The following is a 19,411-nucleotide window of genomic DNA, read 5'->3' as shown; positions in this document are numbered from 1 at the left end:
ATTTGTTATGCTGAAATTATGTTTAATTTCTAGCTGTTTTTCTGCTAGATTTTGGTCCTACTTTAGACATTGCACATCTAAATCCAATGTAATCTGTAGCCATATCTTGTGGGAAATATCTTCTTTGTGAAGGATCTAACCAGTAAGCTCTATCTCTCCATGAACCACCTTTAAATACTCTTACATTATCATTTACAAGTGTAGTTCTAGTAGATGAATCGTCCCATTCACGCTCCATGTTGCCAATACTATCAGCGCCTACATAATGCTTAGGAGAGTCATACATTTTTTTGTTATCATCAAGTCCGTCTTCCTCATTTGCATCATAACTAAAGTATCTAGATGATTGTACATCACCATCTCTATAGTTTCTGTTATCACTTCTAGTATAGTTTTGTCTTAAGAAAACATCATCAGCTGTGATTTTCTCTTGAGCAATTTGACCTGGTAGGTTTCTGTATTGTATACGTCCGTTACTTAGCGTGTCATATTCTATAGTTTCGGCAGTTACAATTTCGGCTCTTCCGTCGTCGCCAATTTTGTTTTTCATGTATACGTTACCTCTGTAGTAGTTGAAGTCGTTACCTTCATCATCTACTATTGGGCGATATACATCGGCAACCCATTCTGCTACGTTACCAGCCATGTCATAAAGACCAAAGTCGTTTGGTGGGTAACTTTTAACAGGTGCAGTAATATCTGCATTGTCATCACTCCATCCAGCAATTCCACCGTAATCACCTTTACCTTGTTTAAAGTTGGCAAGTTGGTCACCTTTGGTTTGTCTTTTACCATTACGGGTATACTGACCTCTCCAAGGGTATTTTTTATTACCTCTGTATAAGTTATACTCACGGTTACCTACAAGGGCAATCGCTGCATACTCCCATTCTGCCTCAGTAGGAAGTCTGTATTCTGGTAAAATTAAACCAGAAGTTCTTTGTGCATAAACGTTTTTAGCTTCTTCGTTTCCTGCTAGTCTATTTCTTTGACCTTTGTAAACGATTTCTTCATTACCGCCATAACTTTTACTTGGACTTTCAAGGTAAGCTTCTGTGCTAAATGTACTTTCAGCAGTAACATCAAGTACTTTGGCATCTCTTTTAAGATATCCTTCTCTTTCAAGTACCGATTCGTTTACACGGTCTGTTCTCCATTTACTAAACTCTACAGCCTGTATCCAGTTAACACCTACTACAGGATAATCACCATAAGCAGGGTGTCTTAGGTAGTTGTTAGTCATTGTTTCGTTGTAGCCAAGTGCACTTCTCCATACTAATGTATCAGGCAAAGCTCCAACATAAATGTTTTTATAGTTTTCTTCACTCGGAGGGTATACTCTTTTTAACCAGTCAAGGTATTCCATGTACATTACATTGGTTACCTCAGTTTCATCCATGTAGAAAGATTGTACGTGTTGTTGGGTTGGGGTGTTGTTCCAATCGTGCATAACATCATCAGATACCCTACCCATCGTAAATGTTCCTCCTTCAACTTCGACCAATCCTGGGGCAGTTTCCTGCTGCTTGTAATTAGAGTTGTGCTGGAATCCACCTTTCTTATCATTGATTTTCCAACCTGTAGCAGAAGAAGTGTTCCCGCTACCGCCAGATCCTTTTTTACTACAACCAGTAAAACCAACTGTTACGGCTACAGCCATAAACAATTTTAAAGCAGTGTTCTTGTTAATTCTCATCTTTGTGTAGGTAATAAATTTCGTGGCGCAATATAATAATTAACCATTAAACCGCAACACGATTTTAATATTTTTAATAAAATTCCAAATTTATGTTATATCTGTCTTTCTAAAACGGGCTTTTTAAAGTAATATTGCATTCTACTACGCTAAAAATAAATTTAGCTTTTTTTGTAATATATTTTTTCTATTCGCGTTCTCTCAAAGTGATGAAATACCGATTATTTTTATACATATTATTATATAGTTTATTTTCTATCCCTTCTTTCGGACAGCAAAGTGGTGTTTTTACTTTGGAGTGGAAAGATAATGTACCATCATTTGTGGGGGATGTGCCTGTAGTATTACCAGAATTCCAATCGGAATATATGTATTATGATGCAGATAATAGACAGCTTTATTTTTCAACTAATATACCTGTTACTGCAGCGGTAGATCCAAATTCACTACGAATTACCAATATTGTTTACGAAAGTATTACGTCAGCTCAGTTGGGAGATCTTTCTTCGGGAAAACAAAGTAATGCTCCTAATGCTAAAATCGCACCCATAAAATCTCGTGATGACTGGTATGCTCACCTTAAATTATCACCTATTATTAAGGAAGGTTCAGGTTATAAACGTATTAAGTCTTTTTCATACTCTTTTAGATTAGATGCGCAACAACGAATAATAAAAAGCACTAACGATTTTACTTCAATATCTAACTCGGTACTTGCTTCAGGTGCATGGTATCGTTTTTATGTAAAAAAATCAGGAGTTTATAAAATTACTAAAGGTTTTTTAAAGCAATTGGGTTTTGATACAAATACCGATCCTCGAAATATAAAAATTTATGGTAATGGTGGACGAATGTTGCCATTGCTTAACGAAGTAGAGTACCCTGCTGATCTTGCCGAAAATGCGATACGATTTGTAGGAGAAGAAGACGGGAGTTTTGATAATAGCGACTATATATTATTTTATGCCGAGGGTGTAGATAACTGGAATACAGATAGTCGTACACATAATAATATGTTTGCAGATAAATCATATTACTATGTTACATCATACGGAGGTGTAGGTAAAAGAATTGCTGCAATGCCTGAGCCTGTGGGGGCGCCCGATATTACCACTGTTAGTTTTGATGATTATGTATATCATGAGGAAGACTTGGTTAGTATTGCTAGGCTGGGCAGAAAATGGCATGGTGAGCAATTTAATATTGAAAACGTACAGGATTTTGAGTTTCAAATACCCGATGTGGTTGCTACTACCGATGCTACAATAATAGTGAGTGCTGCAGCTGCTTCTATAAACCCTACTAGTATGGGGGTTAAAGTAAACGGGCAAGATGTAGGTAGTTTAACTTTTCAGTCGCAAGGTCAGTATGACTCTGGTTATGACGGTTACCTTAGTACTACATTTACGCCTTCTAGCAGTATGACGGTTTCATTAAATTACAATAATGGAGGTGTGCCAACCTCTAATGCATGGCTTGATTATATTATAATAAAAGCCAAAAGAAACCTAAAAGGTACTAACGACCAGTTTAGGTTTACATATAATGATGCTGCTAGTAATATAGGGGTTATAGAATATCAATTTTCTAGTGCATCTAGTATTGATGCTGTATGGGATATTACCGATATATATAATGTTGCTAAAGTAGCAGATAACGATGCTTCGCAGTTTTCGTTTAAAGCAACTATGGGGGAGGCTCGAAAATATATTACAGTAGTATCTTCAGATTATTATACACCATCAAGAGATTCAAATGCCCGTGTTGCTAATCAAAATTTAAAAGGAACAATATTCAATAATTCACAAGGACAGTTTCAGGATGTTGATTATCTTATTGTAGCGCCAGAGTTTTTGCTTTCGCAGGCAGAATCTTTAGCTAATATACATAGAACGCAATCAGGCTTAAATGTAAAAGTTATAACACTCGATAAAATTTATGAAGAGTTTTCTTCTGGTAAGCAAGATATTGGCGCAATTAGAAATTTTGTAAAGTATATATATAACAATGCGTCGTCTAGCGAAAATAAGATAAAGTATGTTAATCTTTTCGGAGATGCCTCATTCGATTTTAAAGATAGAATACCAAACAATACTAATATAGTTCCTATTTATCATGATTTTTCTCCTACAGATACTGGGAGGGGTAACTATAGTATAGTGACAACCTATGTGTCTGATGATTTTTTTGTGATGATGGATGCAGGAGAGGGAGCAGGAGATGGGGCTGCTGATATTGCTGCAGGGCGTATGGTGGTGAGCACAACAAGCCAAGCAGAAGAAATGGTAAATAAAATCACCGAATATCTAAGCGAGGAAGCCTATGGTAGATGGCGAAATGAGTATCTTATGATTGCTGATGATGCCGATGCAACAAGCGATGTTGATTTTGTGCCAGATCAAGAAGATCTAGTGGCGACTATTGTGGCTAATAGACCTTTTATTAATATGCGAAAGGTATACATAGATTCGTATGTTCAGCAAGCATCATCTGGAGGTGAGCGTTATCCTGATGCTAAGGAGCAAATAATACGCTCTATAAACTATGGTACACTAGTAGTTAATTATCTAGGACATGGTAGTGAGAACGGTATGGCGAGTGAGCGACTTTTAGAGGCAGATGATGCAAAAGCGTTTACTAATAGGTTTAAATACCCTTTATTTATAACAGCTACTTGCGATCTTACTAGGTTCGATAATCCTTATCGCCCTACAGCAGGAGAGGAAATATTTTGGAATCCTGCGGGTGGCGCTATTGCAATGATGACTACAACACGTGCTATTTTTATATCGGCGGCTATTAGTTTTAATACTACGCTTGCTTCTAAGCTCTATGCTTTTGAGGATGGTGAATATCCTTCTATGGCAGAGGCGTTGCGACAAGCAAAGTCAAATCAGGAAACCTATAGGTTAATAGCATTTGTAGGAGACCCCGCATTAAAACTTGCTGTGGCAGAGCCAGAAATTGTACTTACTAAAATAAACGATATACCTGTTGCAGATGTTACTGAGCCTATAAAGTCGTTAGAATATGTAAAGCTTACAGGTAATGTTACTACCGAAGGAGGTAGTGTTATAGCCAATTATAATGGCGAGATTGAAGTGACTGTTTTTGATAAAGATATTAAGAGAGAGACCTTAAATAACGATGGGCTGCTTGATGTTATAACAGAATTTAATACACTTGGTGAAACAGTTTTTCGCGGTAGTGCAACCGTTACAAACGGACAGTTTGAAGTTGGTTTTGTAGTGCCAAGAGATATTCGTATACCTATAGGTAGTGGGCGTGTTAGTTTTTATGCAAAACGCAATAATTTATTTCAAGATCAAACAGGATACGATAATGATATACAAATTGGAGGTATTAACACTGATGCAGCCGAAGATAGAACAGCGCCTACTGTAAGGCTTTATATGAATGATGAATCATTTGTGTCGGGAGGTATAACTAATGATTCGCCAATATTACTTGCATATCTTCAAGACGAACACGGAATTAACACGGCGAGTGGTATTGGTCATGATATTATAGGGGTGCTCGATGGTGATGAGACCAATCCGTTTTTGATGAATGACTATTATGAAGCTAATTTAGACGATTATACTAAAGGAGAAGTTCGTTTTCCTTTTTCTGATCTCGAAAAAGGTTTACATACTTTAACCTTTAAAGCATGGGATGTGTATAATAACCTTGTTACTGCCGATATACAATTTGTAGTAGCAGGAGATGATGCGTTAGAGTTAGAACATGTGCTTAATTACCCTAATCCGTTTGTGAGTTATACCGAGTTTTGGTTTAATCATAATAGACCTTTTGAACCGCTCGATGTACAAGTACAAGTGTTTACGGTTACAGGTAAAGTGGTAAGAACAATAAACAGAACTGTAATTACGGATGGTTTTTTGTGTAGAGAAATAACATGGGACGGACGCGACGATTTTGGCGATAAAATAGGTAAGGGAGTTTATATATATAAACTCACTGTTAAGTCGACAACAACAAACAAAACAGCTCATAAATATGAAAAGATTGTATTGCTATAAAAAACACTATATTTGTTACCTTTAAATTTTTAAAAATAGAAATGAAAAAGATTATTTTATTTGCTTTGTGCCTGTTAGGAGTTCAGCTTGCAAAAGCCCAAAACAATAACAGAGCCATTACTACAGGAGTGCCATTTTTATTAATAGCTGCCGATGCAAGAGCTGCTGGTATGGCAGACCAAGGGGTGGCAACATCTACGGATACTTATTCTCAGCAATGGAATCCTGCGAAATATGCTTTTGCTCTCGATGGTCAAGGTGTAGGTGTGAGTTATACACCATACCTTACAGAGATAGCAGGCGATATATCGTTAGCGCAGGTTAATTATTATAATAGATATAGCGAAAGAAGTGCATTTGCAGGTAGCTTTCGTTATTTTGGGCTAGGGGATATAGAGCTTAGACAATCTCCAGATGATCCTGGGGTAATAAGAACTCCAAATGAGTTAGCGGTCGATTTGTCTTATTCACTTAAACTGAGTGAGCGTTTCTCTATGGCTGTAGCAGGTCGTTTTATAAGTTCAAACTTAAGAATACCTGAGGCTTCTGGTGGTGGTGATGCTAGTGCGGCAAATACATTTGCTTTTGATGTAGCAGGTTTCTACCAGTCTGAAGAGATAGCATATACTGATTTTAACGGTCGTTGGAGAGCAGGTTTTAACTTCCAGAATATGGGACCAAAAATCAACTATAATAACGATGAAGATACTAACAGTAGTAATTCAAATTACTTGCCTGCTAATATGAGGCTTGGTGCTGGTTTCGATTTTATATTTGATGAATATAATAAAGTAGCTGTTAATTTAGAGCTAACAAAACTATTAGTGCCAACACCACCTGCAACAGTAGCGCCTGTATATGTAGATTTAGATGGGAATGGTGAAATTGACAATAATGAGATTGATACAGCAGAAGACATAGCTGATCAACAATATAGTGATGATTTATTAGATTATAATAAAACAAGCTGGGTATCGGGTATTTTTGAATCATTTGGTGATGCACCCGATGGTTTTAGAGAAGAGCTTAAAGAGATTACTTATTCGTTAGGTGCTGAATATACATATCAAGACTCTTTTGCATTTCGTTTAGGTTATTTTAATGAAGATGATGCAAAAGGAGCGCGTAAATTCTTTTCACTGGGAGCAGGTTTTAAATATACAGTAATAAAAGTAGATTTATCATACCTTTTCTCAGCGTCAAAAGTAAGAAACCCGCTAGAAAACACATTGCGTTTTTCGCTAACGTTTAACTTTGGTGATAACACATACGACGAATATTAATAAATGGAAAATATTAGTATAATTTCAACCTTTACAGCATTCAACTCAATTAATGAGCTTCCTGAAGATGTAAAGATGTTAATGCAACAAGCAGTTGCAATACGGCAAAAATCATACGCACCATACTCTAAGTTTCATGTAGGTGCCGCATTGTTGTTAGATAACGGAGAAATTGTATTAGGTTCTAATCAGGAAAATGCAGCCTACCCATCAGGGCTTTGTGCCGAGCGTGTAGCTGTTTTTTATGCAGGAGCCATGTATCCTGATGCTAAGATTTTAAAAATTGCAATCTCGGCAGCTTCAGAAGAAAAAAAAGTTGAAGACCCTATACCACCTTGTGGTGCGTGCAGGCAGTCTATAGCAGAATATGAAATGAAACAAGATACTCCTATTGAGATTTATTTTATGGGAGAAGTAGGGAAAGTCTATAAGTCAGATTCGCTCAAAAATCTACTTCCAATGGTTTTTGAAAGTAAATATTTGTAAAAACAAAAAAAAAGGATTTCAACGAAATCCTTTTTTTTGTTTTTCTTTCATCTAAAGTGCTATAAAAATAGAAAATACTTCATTTTATTTTTTTAGTTATAAAACGTAAGTGTTATTTTTGCGTTTCGCAAATTTGTGTGAGGAAACTTTTTGCGGCGTAAGTAAATTTTTTAAAATCACATTAGTAACAATTATTCAGAAATGAAAGAAATTACAAAAGAAGTTTATCTGAAGTGGTACGAGGATATGCAGTTTTGGAGAAAGTTTGAAGACAAACTTGCAGCTTTGTACATTCAGCAGAAAGTTAGAGGTTTCCTTCACTTATATAATGGTCAGGAAGCTGTACTTGCAGGTGCATTACATGCCATGGACCTTTCTAAAGATAAAATAATAACAGCTTACCGTAACCATGTACAACCTATAGGTATGGGTGTAGACCCACGTAGGGTTATGGCAGAGCTTTTAGGTAAAGCAACAGGAACATCGCAAGGACTTGGTGGCTCTATGCACATATTCTCTAAAGAACACGGTTTTTATGGTGGTCACGGTATCGTGGGTGCTCAAATTCCTGTGGGTGCAGGTATAGCATTTGCCGACAAGTATTTTGAAACAGGTGGTGTTACCTTAACCTATTTTGGTGATGGTGCAGCACGTCAGGGATCATTACATGAAGCCTTTAATATGGCTATGTTATGGAAACTTCCTGTGGTGTTTATAGTAGAAAATAATGGTTATGCAATGGGTACATCTGTAGAGCGTACGGCTAATCATACAGATATATGGAAGCTAGGACTTGGTTATGAAATGCCATGTGGTCCTGTTGATGCTATGAACCCAATAAAAGTAGCTGAGGCAATGCACGAAGCTATTGAAAGAGCTAGAAAAGGAGAAGGTCCTACTTTTCTTGAAATGAAAACATATCGTTATAGAGGTCACTCTATGAGTGATGCGCAACATTACCGTACTAAAGATGAGGTAGAAGAGTACAAGAAAATAGATCCTATCACTCAGGTGCTTGATGTTATTAAAGAAAATAACTATGCTACAGATGAAGAGATTCAGGCAATAGATGACAGAGTAAGAGCTTTAGTAAGCGAGTGCGAACAGTTTGCAGAAGAGTCTCCATATCCAGACCCTAGCGTAATGTATGACGTTGTTTACTCTCAAGAAAATTATCCATTTTTACCACATAAACTATAATAATCATGGCAAAAATTATAAACATGCCCCGCCTAAGCGATACTATGGAAGAAGGCACTGTAGCTACGTGGCTTAAAAGTGTGGGTGATACAGTAAATGAAGGCGATATTCTTGCAGAGATAGAAACAGATAAAGCTACTATGGAGTTTGAAGCATTTGATGCGGGAACTCTATTATACATAGGGGTTAAAGAAGGAGATAGTGCTCCTGTAGATTCTGTTCTTGCTATTATAGGTAAAGAAGGCGAAGATTACCAAGCATTACTTGACGGGAAAGGCGATACATCATCTGATGAATCAAAAGAAGAAAAACCTGCTCAGGAAGAGAAAAAAGAAGACAAGCCTACTGCTGATAAAAAAGCACCATCAAAATTACCAGAAGGTGTAATAGTAGTTACTATGCCCCGCCTTAGTGATACTATGGAAGAAGGTACAGTTGCTACTTGGTTGAAAAAAGTTGGAGATAAAGTTGATGAAGGCGATATACTTGCAGAGATAGAGACTGATAAAGCTACAATGGAGTTTGAGTCGTTTAATGCAGGTACACTTTTATATATTGGTGTGCAAGAAGGTGAAAGTGCTCCTGTAGATACTATTTTAGCTATTATAGGTCCAGAGGGAACAGATGTTAGTGGTGTAGCTGAAAACTACAGTAAAGACGGTGGTGATGCTTCTGATTCTTCTTCTGAAGAAAGCAAAAAAAAATCAGACAGCACTACAAGTACTAATGAAGAGCCTAAAGAAGCTGATACACAAAATGTAACTACTGATAATGATGGAGGTAGAATCTTTGCTTCGCCATTAGCGCGTAAAATAGCAGAAGAAAAAGGTATCAATCTTAGCAATGTAAAAGGTACGGGCGAAAATGGTCGTATCGTTAAGAAAGATATTGAAAATTATACGCCACAAGCTGCACAGCCTGCACAACAGCAAGCTACTTCACAACAAGCAGAATCGGGAGTGAAACCATTTGTACCTGCCGGAGAAGAAAGTACAGAAGAGGTTAAAAACTCACAAATGCGTAAAGCAATAGCGCGTAGCTTGGGTAATTCTAAGTTTACAGCACCAGAATATAGCCTTACTATAGAGCTAGATATGGATGCTGCTATCGCATCGCGAGGTGTTATAAATGCATTGCCAGATACTAAGGTATCGTTTAACGATATGGTTATCAAGGCAAGTGCTATGGCATTGCGCAAACATCCGCAGATAAATACACAATGGAAAGAAGATGTTACTGTATATAATAAACATATTAGTATTGGTGTAGCGGTAGCAGTAGATGAAGGGTTGGTAGTACCAGTGCTTAAATTTACTGACCACATGAGTCTGTCTCAAATAGGAGCTAACGTTAAAGATCTTGCTGGTAAAGCAAGAAACAAGAAACTACAGCCTAAAGAAATGGAAGGTAGTACCTTTACAGTATCTAACCTTGGTATGTTTGGTATAACAGAATTTACTTCTATTATAAATCAGCCTAACTCGGCTATACTATCGGTAGGTGCTATTGTACAAAAACCAGTAGTTAAAAACGGAGAAATTGTAGTAGGTAACACTATGACAGTTACACTTACTTGCGATCACCGTACTGTAGATGGTGCTACAGGTGCGCAGTTTTTACAAACACTAAAACAATATATTGAGAATCCTGTTACTATGCTTGCTTAATACTTAAGTAGTATTCATGCAGAAATAGGTTAATGGGTTTATGTTATATTATAATCCCGATTGCAATTTGCAATCGGGATTTTTCTTTTTTATATGTCTAGATGCTTTGTCATGACAAGGAGATGTGGTTTTATTTTCCTATTTTAGCTACACAAAAGATATACTATGAAAAGAAGACTACTTTTATTGTTTATTGCCCTTGGTTGTATAACTACATCATTTGCTCAAAAAGAAAACTATACCGTTAGTGAGCAGCAAATTGCTAAAACGTTAAAGTTTTTATCTTCGGATGAGTTACAAGGGCGAGATAGCGGTAGTGAAGGTTTAGAGAAAGCAGCTCTTTTTTTAGAAGATATTTTTAAAAAGAATAGTGTAGAGCCTTACTTTACTACCTACAGGGATACACTTTCTAACTTTGATAAGCCAGCCTATAATATTGTAGGCTATCTTGAGGGTAACGACCCAAAACTAAAAGATGAATATATAATTATTGGCGCGCATTACGACCATATTGGTATTGCTGGTACTATGCAAGATGATGATGCGGTGTACAATGGTGCCGATGATAATGCATCGGGTACTACGGCGGTTACTGAGTTAGTAAACTATTTTGCCAAAACAAAAGCTAATAAACGCAGTATCTTATTTTGTTTTTTCTCAGCAGAAGAAAAAGGATTACTGGGGAGCTATCACCTTGCAGCCAAGTTAAAACAGGCAAATTTTATTCCTTATGTAATGTTGAATTTTGAAATGGTAGGTGTGCCGTTGGGAATGGATATAGAGGCTTATGTTACAGGGTATAGCCGCTCTAACATAACAGAGAAAATGAATGAATATGTGGGGGCAAAATTATTTGGTTATACTGATTTTGCAGTAAAGTATCAGCTTTTTAAAGCATCAGATAATTATCCCTTTTATTTAGAAATGGATGTGCCGGCACATACTATATGTACTACTAATATGAATACGTTTAAATATTACCATCACCTTGACGATGAGTTCGAGAATATGGATACGGCACATATGGCAAGTTTTATCCAAACTATGTTGCCAGTAGTTACAAAAATGGTAAATGCTAACACACACGAAATAGTCCTTAAAAAATAATGAAGAACATAATAATAACAGGAACGAGCAGGGGTATGGGCTACGAAATGGCTTTGCAGTTTGCCGATGCTGGACATCAAGTGCTAGCGTTGTCGCGTAAAGTACCTCAAGTATTGCAAGCGCATAAAAATATTACCTGTCTTAGTATTGATATTTCGCTCGCTGCTGATTTAGAGCAAGTAAGTGATTTTGTAAGGACTACTTGGTATAAAGTAGATGTATTATTACACAATGCAGGTGCTTTATTATTAAAACCTTTTGGTGAAATAACAGCCGATGAGTTTGAGTATATCTATAAAGTTAATGTGTTTGGCGTAGCAGCTTTAAACCGTGCAGTATTGCCTTATATGAAAGCAGGTAGCCATGTGGTTACTATAAGTAGTATGGGCGGCATACAGGGCTCTATGAAATTTGCAGGATTATCGGCTTATAGTTCAAGTAAAGGTGCTGTTATAACGCTTTCAGAGCTTTTGGCAGAAGAGTATAAAGAAAAAGGTATTGCCTTTAATGTATTGGCACTAGGTGCTGTAAATACCGAGATGTTGCAAGAAGCATTCCCAGGGTATGAAGCACCACTTTCGGCAAAGGACATGGCAGATTATATTTGCAATTTTGCCCTTACAGGAAATAGATATTATAATGGTAAAGTGTTGCAGGTATCATCTAGCACACCTTAGAGAATTAATTGTATTTTGAAGCATATTATAGCCCCATATTTACCCGAACACGCCGTTGATGATATTTTTGAGATGATTAAGCGCTATGGCGTTAATCTTAAAATAGTTAATGAAAGGGTTACAAGACATGGCGATTATAGGAAAGATGCGCGAGGTTACCATCAAATAACAGTAAACGCAAACCTTAATAAATATCGCTTTTTAATAACACTAGTACATGAGATAGCGCATCTTGCCGCTTTTGAAAAGTATGGACGCAATATAAAGCCACATGGGCAGGAGTGGAAACTCACATTTCAGCAATTGATGGTGCCATATATACGTCCTGAAATTTTCCCAAATCAATTATTACCATTGCTTGCAAGACACTTTAGAAACCCGAAAGCAAGTAGTGATACTGATGCGACATTGTCTATTGCATTGAAGCAATTCGATGAAAAGTCGGAAAAGAATTATATCTTTGAGATACCGTATGGTAGCAATTTTCGTATCCATAACGGGAAAATTTTTAAAAAAGGCGCGCAACGAGTAAAACGTTTTGAGTGTCTAGAAGTAAGTACGGGTAAAATTTATTTATTTAGCCCAAATGCAGAGGTAGAGTTACTGCCTTAATTATGCTAAAGAGAGAAAAATCCGTTTTTAGCTGGATGGATTTATAAAATCTTTACTAACATTTTTAATGACTAAGCGATGAAAGATAATTATTATGCAGTAATAATGGCTGGTGGTGTAGGATCAAGGTTTTGGCCTGTAAGTACAGAGCAATTTCCTAAACAGTTTCATGATATGCTAGGAACGGGCGAAACACTTATTCAAAAAACATTTAGCAGACTGGCTAAACTTATACCGCACGAAAATATATTTATTCTTACTAATGAGAAGTATAATGATTTAGTATTAGAGCAACTACCTCAGGTAAAGCAAGATCAGGTAGTACTAGAACCTGCTATGCGAAATACTGCTCCATGTATATTATATGCATCATTAAAAATAAAAAAACTAAACCCCGACGCGGTTATGGTGGTGGCACCCAGTGACCACTGGATAGAGAATGAAGATGCTTTTGTAGATAACCTTAGTCATTCTTTTGATTATGCCGAGAAGGAAAATGTATTGATGACACTAGGTATACAGCCTACTTTTCCTAATACAGGTTATGGGTATATAGAGTATAATAAAACAGATATTAATGCTATAAAAAAAGTATTGCATTTTAGAGAAAAGCCAGATTATGAAACGGCTAAAACATTTTTGAGTAGTGGTAATTTCCTTTGGAATGCAGGAATTTTTATATGGAGTGTAAAATCGGTAACGACTGCTTTTCAAAAATTTCAACCTTCAATGTATGCTCTTTTTGAAAGCGGATATGATACTTATAATGCTCAGGGAGAAGAAGCTTTTATAGATGAAAACTATGTAAAAGCAGATAATATATCTATAGATTATGCAGTTATGGAAAGTGCCGATAATGTATATGTAATACCTGCCACTTTTGGTTGGAACGATTTAGGTACATGGGGTTCGCTTTATGATAAACTTGACAAAGATGAAAATAGCAATGCTGTAGTTAATGCTAAGGTTTTTATGGAGAATACCACGAATAATATTATTCGTACAGATAAGGGGAAAACAGTAGTAATAGACGGTCTTGATAATTTTATAGTAGTAGATAGAGGTGATATACTTTTAATTTATCCTAAAGATAAAGAGCAAGAAATAAAAAAGTTTATGACTATTGTTCCTAAACAATAATGTTATAAAAAGTATGGTTGCGAGGTAGGGTATAGCTTGTTTTAAATGTTTATGTTAATTAGTCTATGATCTTATAGCATGATTAACATATATATTTATCTTTATCAGGCTAAAAAAAACCTATATGATTAACCACCTACCAATTAATAAAACAATATCAGTATTGATATTGTTTTTCTGTACATTGCTTTCTTATGGGCAACTTCCCGATTTTACGTTAACAGTTGCACCTACTCCACAAACTTGTTTGGGTAATGGTACACTAACATTTACTATTACAGGTAACGATCCAGCTGCCTCTATAGACTATGCGGTATATTTACTGCCAAACACCACTACACCCGTAACGATTGTTACTGCTAATACTGCTACTGGGCTTTCGGCAGGAAATTATCTTGTGGTAGCAACGCAGTCACTTGGTGCATTATCAAACACCAGTTCGGCAAATGTTACTATTATTAACCAAGTAATTCCGCTTACTTATAACCTTGCAGTAGTAAAAGTTAAGTGTGGTAATGATGGAGAAATTACGGTTAATGTAGCTACTGGTAATGCAGTGTCTTATGAAATATTAACAGGGCCCGTAACTGTACCACAACAAACTTCAAATGTTTTTAATAATTTACCTATTGGGCTTTACACTATTAGGGCTTACAATAATTGTGGTGAAGCCGTAGTAAATACCACTCAAGTAATTCAGGAAAATACAGGTATAACAATTAATGCTCCTGTATTTATAGGTGGTGAGTTACCTGATTGTAATACTATAACTGTTGGTAATACATATGAAGTCTCTACAAGTGGTAATAATATTTTTTGGCCACTTTCATTTCAATATACTGTATACCCACCAAGTGGAGGTACACCCACAATAGTTACAGGAACTGCATTAGGCGGTAGTATTACAGCACCCAATGCAAAATATACTAATATACCTTTTTATCATGATCAAGAATATTATTACGATTTAACGATAACAGATGCTTGTGGAAATGTTTTTACTAGGAATAATAATATTGTTGATCAAAAATTTCAGTTTAACGATCAGGTAAATAATTTTGGGTGTAATGATAATTCACTAACTATAGAACCTTCAAATTTTGTGGGTCCTATTACAGTTGAATTTGTTTCATTTCCTGATGGTTTTATTCCGGAAGATTATAACATTAATCACCCTGATTTTAATGGTAGCGCAGTATATTTTTTAGATGACAATCCTGTTCCAGAAGGGAGCTATACTGTAACGGTAAATGACGCATGTGGAAGAAGCTATACAGCAGATTTTGATATTACACCACCAGAGCTACAACCTCAGGTAACTGTAACAGCGATATGTGGCTCTGATGTAGGTGGTGTAGAAATAGAAATTAATACTAGAGCAATAACCAGTGTACTAATAACTAATGCCCCTGTAGATTATGCAGGTATTATTCCAGACGATGTTAGTGATTTGGTAAATATGTTAGGCATCTTTACGATGGCAAATTTACCTTTGGGCGATTATACATTTGAAATAATTGATTCTTGTGGTGATGAATATACAGAAGATGTCGCCGTTGAAGTTACGGGAGGAAGCCCTGATATTACCGTGTTGCAACGTCCTGGTTGCGAGGAAGATTTCGGTTCAATACGTCTTAATGCTGCGGGTGATTTTGAAAGCGTAATTATAACAGCTGGTCCTGCCGAATATAGTGATACATATCCTGTAGATATGTCAGAGAATATTACGGGTAATGGTAGTTTTTATATGAATTCGTTGCCTGCTGGCAGCTATGAGTTTACTACCAATGATGTATGCGGTATAGAACGTATTAAGATGGTAAATGTAGAAGGGTATGCTTTACAAATTAATGAGGTAGAAATAATACCTTATTGCGGTTCTTTTCAATTAGATATAGATCATTTTAGTAATGGTAATTATGTACAGTCGTTTTGGTTACAACGTTATGATGAGGCTACCGATACTTGGGGAGACCCAGTTACGGGATCGCCATATACTTCTGGCTTGCCTAATAATACTAATGCTGATTTTATTAATATAAACCTTGATCCTGACGAATCACCCTTTTATTCTACAATAGGCGATTTTCGTATAGTAAAAGCTTTTTATACTTATGCTAATGGTAGTTCGGTTAATAGTTTTTGTTTCTCTGTTATAGATACTTTTACTTTTACAGGTGCGCCTGTTATAACAGATGTGTTTAGCTTTCCTTGTGCAGGCGGACTTACAGAAGTAGCTGTAGCTGTAGAGGGGGTAGCACCTTTTACATATAAAATTACATCTAAAGATGGTGAGCCTTTTTTAATTGATAATGGTGACTCTAATGTGTTTTCGAGCATAGAGGCTGCTTACTATAATTTTCAAGTAACAGATGATTGTGGTAACATAGTTAATTCTCAGTTTAATATAAACGCTACAGATCCTATTACTGTTTCGGCTTCAGGATTTTGTGAGGGCGAAGAAAGTATACTTACGGTACAGCTTTTCTCATTTCTTAATTATGAATGGTATAAAGGGTCAGATCCTGATACTATACTTAGTACTACAAATAGTTTGACATTTGTTGATTTTGACTCAGCAATAAATTCGGGCACATATTATGTTTCTATAACGACTACTACCGAGAGTTCGTGTATGAACCAAGTGTTAGAATATGAAGTTATGCCCAATGTTATGCCTAATGCAGGAGAAGATGTAAATAGTGTTTTATGTAACGAAGCAAACACAATTAATCTTACAGACTATCTTACTACGCCACATGATAATGATGGTGTATGGGAAGATATTGATGCAAGCGGTGCGCTTACAGGGAATATACTTGATACAAATGGTTTAACAGCGGGAACATACAGCTTTAAATATACTGTAAATGGGCTTTGCGATCTTACTGATGAGGCTACTGTAACACTTACAATAAACGATATACCAGTAGCTCCTGTTGTAACTTCGGTAAATGCAGTTTGTGAAGGCGAAAATATACAGTTTTCAATCACTACACCACAGGCAGGTGTTACTTACCAATGGACAGGACCTGATAATTTTACGGCTACAGAGGCTAATCCGCTTATTACAAGTGCAGGGGTAATGGCTACAGGAGTTTATAGTGTTACTGCAATAGCAAATGATTGTATATCGCCTGCTACTACAGTTAATGTAACAGTTAACGCAATACCTGATTTTGAAATACAGGGCGAAACAGCTTTATGCGAAGGGCAGAGCACAATAATAGGTGTTGCTCCGCAAAATTTTGATATAGGAGATGTAACTTACGAATGGTATTATGAAAATGAACTACTACTTGATGTTAACAGTAGCGATATTGAGATTTTTGAAATAGGAACTTATGAAGTTTTAGTAAATAATAATGGTTGCGAAACATCAGAAATGGTAAATATTACTGCAAATACAGCAGGATTTATAGTAGAGCTCGAAGCAGGATGTGACGATTTTGAATATATTATTTCTATATCTAATATTGATGAGATGAATGGCTCTCTGTTTCAATGGACAGGTCCAAATGGTTATAGCTATGCGGGTGAAGAGGCAGTGATAACAAATCTTGAAGGTGGTGAGTATTTTATAACAGTTACTAACCCAGAGGGCTGTAGCGTGTCGGCTTCTATAATGATAGAAAATACGGGATGCATTATACCAAGGGGTATTTCGCCTAATGACGATGGGTATAACCAAACGTTTGATTTGTCTAATCTAGATGTAAGAGATTTGCAAATATTTAACAGGTATGGACTACAGGTATATGAAAAACAAAATTATATAAATGAATGGTACGGTCAGAGCGACAAAGGTGACTTACCTACAGGTACATATTTTTATGTAGTGACATTGTCAGCTGGTAAAAGAGTAACAGGCTGGGTATATTTACAAAGAGAAATACATTAATTATAGGGTTAGTTATCTATTTTCCTCCTCGTCTTCTTCGGCGAGGAGATTTTCTCTTACCTTTTTAAACAACTCAGACGAGTAAACAAACTCTACTATAGATTTGTTTCGGGTTTCAAGTATTTCTTCTTTATTACCTTCCCATTCTTTAAGACCGTTTTGCAGGTAAATGATTTTTTCGCCTATTTGCAAAACAGAGTTCATATCATGGGTGTTAATAATAGTAGTTATATCATATTCTCTAGTAATTTCCTGTATCAACTCGTCAATAACAATAGAAGTTTCAGGATCAAGACCAGAGTTAGGCTCATCACAAAACAAGTATTTAGGGTTGTTTACTATAGCTCTTGCTATAGCTACCCTTTTTTGCATACCTCCTGATAACTCAGCGGGAAATTTTTTATTAGCATCTTTAAGGTTTACTCTATCGAGTACTTCATTTACTCGTTCCTTAATTTCGGCATTTTTATTCTTGGTAAACATTTTTAACGGGAAAGCTACATTCTCTTCTACCGTCATAGAGTCGAACAGTGCACTTCCCTGAAACACCATACCTATCTCTGTACGCAAGGTTCTTTTTTCATCTGCGCTTAGTTTAGAATAGATTCTTCCATCAAAAGATATAGTACCTGAGTCTTGCTTGTGTATACCTAGCAATGTTTTAATCATTACGGTTTTACCCGATCCACTTCGCCCGATGATGAGGTTTGTTTTCCCAGTTTCAAAAACGGTAGATATACCCTTTAATACTTTTGTGTCTCCAAACGATTTTTCTATGTTTTTTATCTCTATCATTAGCTTAAAAGTAATTGGGTAATAATAAAATTGACCAAAATAATAACTACACTAGTCCATACAAAGGATGTAGTACTGGCTTTACCAACTTCGAGTGCGCCACCCTTCATGTAAAATCCATGAAATGATGGTATTGTTGCCAGTATCATACCAAAAAGGAATGTTTTTAAAAAAGCATAAAAAACATGAAAGGGTACAAAATCGGTTTGAATACCTGTAATAAACTCGTCAAACCCTATAAACCCACCATATACGCCCGCCATAAGCCCCCCAAATATGCCAAGGAACATAGATATTGCAATAACAAAAGGGTATAGTGAAAGGGCTACTATTTTAGGAAAAATAAGATAGTTTATTGCATTAACACCCATTACTTCAAGGGCATCTATTTGCTCGGTTACCCGCATAGTACCTATACTCGATGTAATGTATGAACCTGCACGTCCTGCCATAATTATAGAAATAAATGTAGGTGCAAATTCAAGGATTACTGATTGTCTTGTAGCAAATGCTATAAGTTGTTTTGGTATAAGCGGATTGGTTAAATTAAGTGCTGTTTGTATGGCTACAACCCCACCTATAAAGAAAGATATAAAAGCGACAATACCTAAAGAGCCGATTATAAGATCGTCTATTTCTTTAAATATCAGGGGCTTCATAACCCTCCATTTAGTAGGCTTATTAAATACTTCTTTTATCATTAAGAAGTACAATCCAATTTGGTGTAAAGCTTTTATCATTAAAATTAAAATATCTGCTAAAGTACCTAATTAAGGGCACTTTTCAGTAACTGTTAATAGTTTT

The 19,411-nt window shown here is 36.2% G+C and carries 13 protein-coding genes; 10 read left to right on the top strand and 3 right to left on the bottom strand.

Annotated features, from left to right (window positions below):
* Positions 1 to 22 precede the first annotated feature (22 nt).
* Complete coding sequence (gene gldJ, locus DVK85_RS01835) at positions 23 to 1,696, bottom strand: gliding motility lipoprotein GldJ (protein ID WP_114676805.1); 1,674 nt, start codon at positions 1,694 to 1,696, stop codon at positions 23 to 25.
* 209 nt (positions 1,697 to 1,905) lie between these two features.
* On the opposite strand from gldJ, the gene porU reads away from it, so the two are divergent.
* From porU to DVK85_RS01785, 10 genes are all read left to right on the top strand, one after another.
* Entirely contained in the window at positions 1,906 to 5,739 is a 3,834-nt protein-coding gene (gene porU / locus DVK85_RS01830; RefSeq protein WP_114676804.1) for a type IX secretion system sortase PorU, read from the top strand.
* A 41-nt stretch (positions 5,740 to 5,780) separates the two neighbouring features.
* Positions 5,781 to 7,022 carry a type IX secretion system outer membrane channel protein PorV gene (gene porV / locus DVK85_RS01825; RefSeq protein ID WP_114676803.1) on the top strand — a complete coding sequence of 414 codons (1,242 nt, stop codon included), beginning with the start codon at positions 5,781 to 5,783 and terminating at the stop codon, positions 7,020 to 7,022.
* A gap of 3 nt (positions 7,023 to 7,025) precedes the next feature.
* Positions 7,026 to 7,508 carry a cytidine deaminase gene (gene cdd, locus DVK85_RS01820; RefSeq protein ID WP_114676802.1) on the top strand — a complete coding sequence of 161 codons (483 nt, stop codon included), beginning with the start codon at positions 7,026 to 7,028 and terminating at the stop codon, positions 7,506 to 7,508.
* A 201-nt stretch (positions 7,509 to 7,709) separates the two neighbouring features.
* Positions 7,710 to 8,708 carry a pyruvate dehydrogenase (acetyl-transferring) E1 component subunit alpha gene (gene pdhA, locus DVK85_RS01815; protein WP_114676801.1) on the top strand — a complete coding sequence of 333 codons (999 nt, stop codon included), beginning with the start codon at positions 7,710 to 7,712 and terminating at the stop codon, positions 8,706 to 8,708.
* A 5-nt stretch (positions 8,709 to 8,713) separates the two neighbouring features.
* A complete protein-coding gene (locus tag DVK85_RS01810) occupies positions 8,714 to 10,375 on the top strand; it encodes a pyruvate dehydrogenase complex dihydrolipoamide acetyltransferase (protein ID WP_114676800.1) in 1,662 nt (553 codons plus the stop codon).
* A 165-nt stretch (positions 10,376 to 10,540) separates the two neighbouring features.
* Positions 10,541 to 11,482, top strand: a complete 942-nt coding sequence (locus DVK85_RS01805) for a M20/M25/M40 family metallo-hydrolase (protein WP_114676799.1) — start codon at positions 10,541 to 10,543, stop codon at positions 11,480 to 11,482.
* Positions 11,482 to 12,159: an SDR family NAD(P)-dependent oxidoreductase gene (locus DVK85_RS01800; RefSeq protein WP_114676798.1), complete on the top strand. Its 678-nt coding sequence runs from the start codon at positions 11,482 to 11,484 to the stop codon at positions 12,157 to 12,159. The genes DVK85_RS01805 and DVK85_RS01800 overlap by 1 nt, the downstream gene beginning before the upstream one ends.
* A gap of 15 nt (positions 12,160 to 12,174) precedes the next feature.
* Entirely contained in the window at positions 12,175 to 12,771 is a 597-nt protein-coding gene (locus tag DVK85_RS01795; RefSeq protein ID WP_114676797.1) for a SprT-like domain-containing protein, read from the top strand.
* A gap of 78 nt (positions 12,772 to 12,849) precedes the next feature.
* Positions 12,850 to 13,911, top strand: a complete 1,062-nt coding sequence (locus DVK85_RS01790; protein WP_114676796.1) for a mannose-1-phosphate guanylyltransferase — start codon at positions 12,850 to 12,852, stop codon at positions 13,909 to 13,911.
* Positions 13,912 to 14,035: 124 nt separating this feature from the next.
* Complete coding sequence (locus DVK85_RS01785; RefSeq protein ID WP_114676795.1) at positions 14,036 to 17,812, top strand: gliding motility-associated C-terminal domain-containing protein; 3,777 nt, start codon at positions 14,036 to 14,038, stop codon at positions 17,810 to 17,812.
* A gap of 12 nt (positions 17,813 to 17,824) precedes the next feature.
* Here DVK85_RS01785 and DVK85_RS01780 read toward each other — a convergent pair whose 3' ends face one another.
* Both DVK85_RS01780 and DVK85_RS01775 read right to left on the bottom strand, forming a co-directional pair.
* Positions 17,825 to 18,607, bottom strand: a complete 783-nt coding sequence (locus DVK85_RS01780; protein WP_114676794.1) for an ABC transporter ATP-binding protein — start codon at positions 18,605 to 18,607, stop codon at positions 17,825 to 17,827.
* Positions 18,607 to 19,347 (bottom strand): MlaE family ABC transporter permease, encoded by a 741-nt coding sequence (locus DVK85_RS01775; protein ID WP_205431335.1) that lies wholly within the window; start codon positions 19,345 to 19,347, stop codon positions 18,607 to 18,609. Before DVK85_RS01775 ends, DVK85_RS01780 begins: the two co-directional genes overlap by 1 nt.
* Positions 19,348 to 19,411: the final 64 nt, after the last annotated feature.

Origin of the sequence: Flavobacterium arcticum (assembly GCF_003344925.1) — a bacterium.
GTDB lineage: Bacteria > Bacteroidota > Bacteroidia > Flavobacteriales > Flavobacteriaceae > Flavobacterium > Flavobacterium arcticum.
The sequence above is the reverse complement of the archived record's forward strand: the minus strand, read 5'-3'. Positions and strand labels throughout refer to the sequence as shown.

Excerpts from the sequence above, each read along its gene's own strand:
- gldJ (WP_114676805.1), bottom strand. The coding sequence starts at position 1,696 with ATGAGAATTAACAAGAACACTGCTTTAAAATTGTTTATGGCTGTAGCC.
- porU (WP_114676804.1), top strand. The coding sequence starts at position 1,906 with ATGAAATACCGATTATTTTTATACATATTATTATATAGTTTATTTTCT.
- porV (WP_114676803.1), top strand. The coding sequence starts at position 5,781 with ATGAAAAAGATTATTTTATTTGCTTTGTGCCTGTTAGGAGTTCAGCTT.
- cdd (WP_114676802.1), top strand. The coding sequence starts at position 7,026 with ATGGAAAATATTAGTATAATTTCAACCTTTACAGCATTCAACTCAATT.
- pdhA (WP_114676801.1), top strand. The coding sequence starts at position 7,710 with ATGAAAGAAATTACAAAAGAAGTTTATCTGAAGTGGTACGAGGATATG.
- DVK85_RS01810 (WP_114676800.1), top strand. The coding sequence starts at position 8,714 with ATGGCAAAAATTATAAACATGCCCCGCCTAAGCGATACTATGGAAGAA.
- DVK85_RS01805 (WP_114676799.1), top strand. The coding sequence starts at position 10,541 with ATGAAAAGAAGACTACTTTTATTGTTTATTGCCCTTGGTTGTATAACT.
- DVK85_RS01800 (WP_114676798.1), top strand. The coding sequence starts at position 11,482 with ATGAAGAACATAATAATAACAGGAACGAGCAGGGGTATGGGCTACGAA.
- DVK85_RS01790 (WP_114676796.1), top strand. The coding sequence starts at position 12,850 with ATGAAAGATAATTATTATGCAGTAATAATGGCTGGTGGTGTAGGATCA.
- DVK85_RS01785 (WP_114676795.1), top strand. The coding sequence starts at position 14,036 with ATGATTAACCACCTACCAATTAATAAAACAATATCAGTATTGATATTG.
- DVK85_RS01780 (WP_114676794.1), bottom strand. The coding sequence starts at position 18,607 with ATGATAGAGATAAAAAACATAGAAAAATCGTTTGGAGACACAAAAGTA.
- DVK85_RS01775 (WP_205431335.1), bottom strand. The coding sequence starts at position 19,347 with ATGATAAAAGCTTTACACCAAATTGGATTGTACTTCTTAATGATAAAA.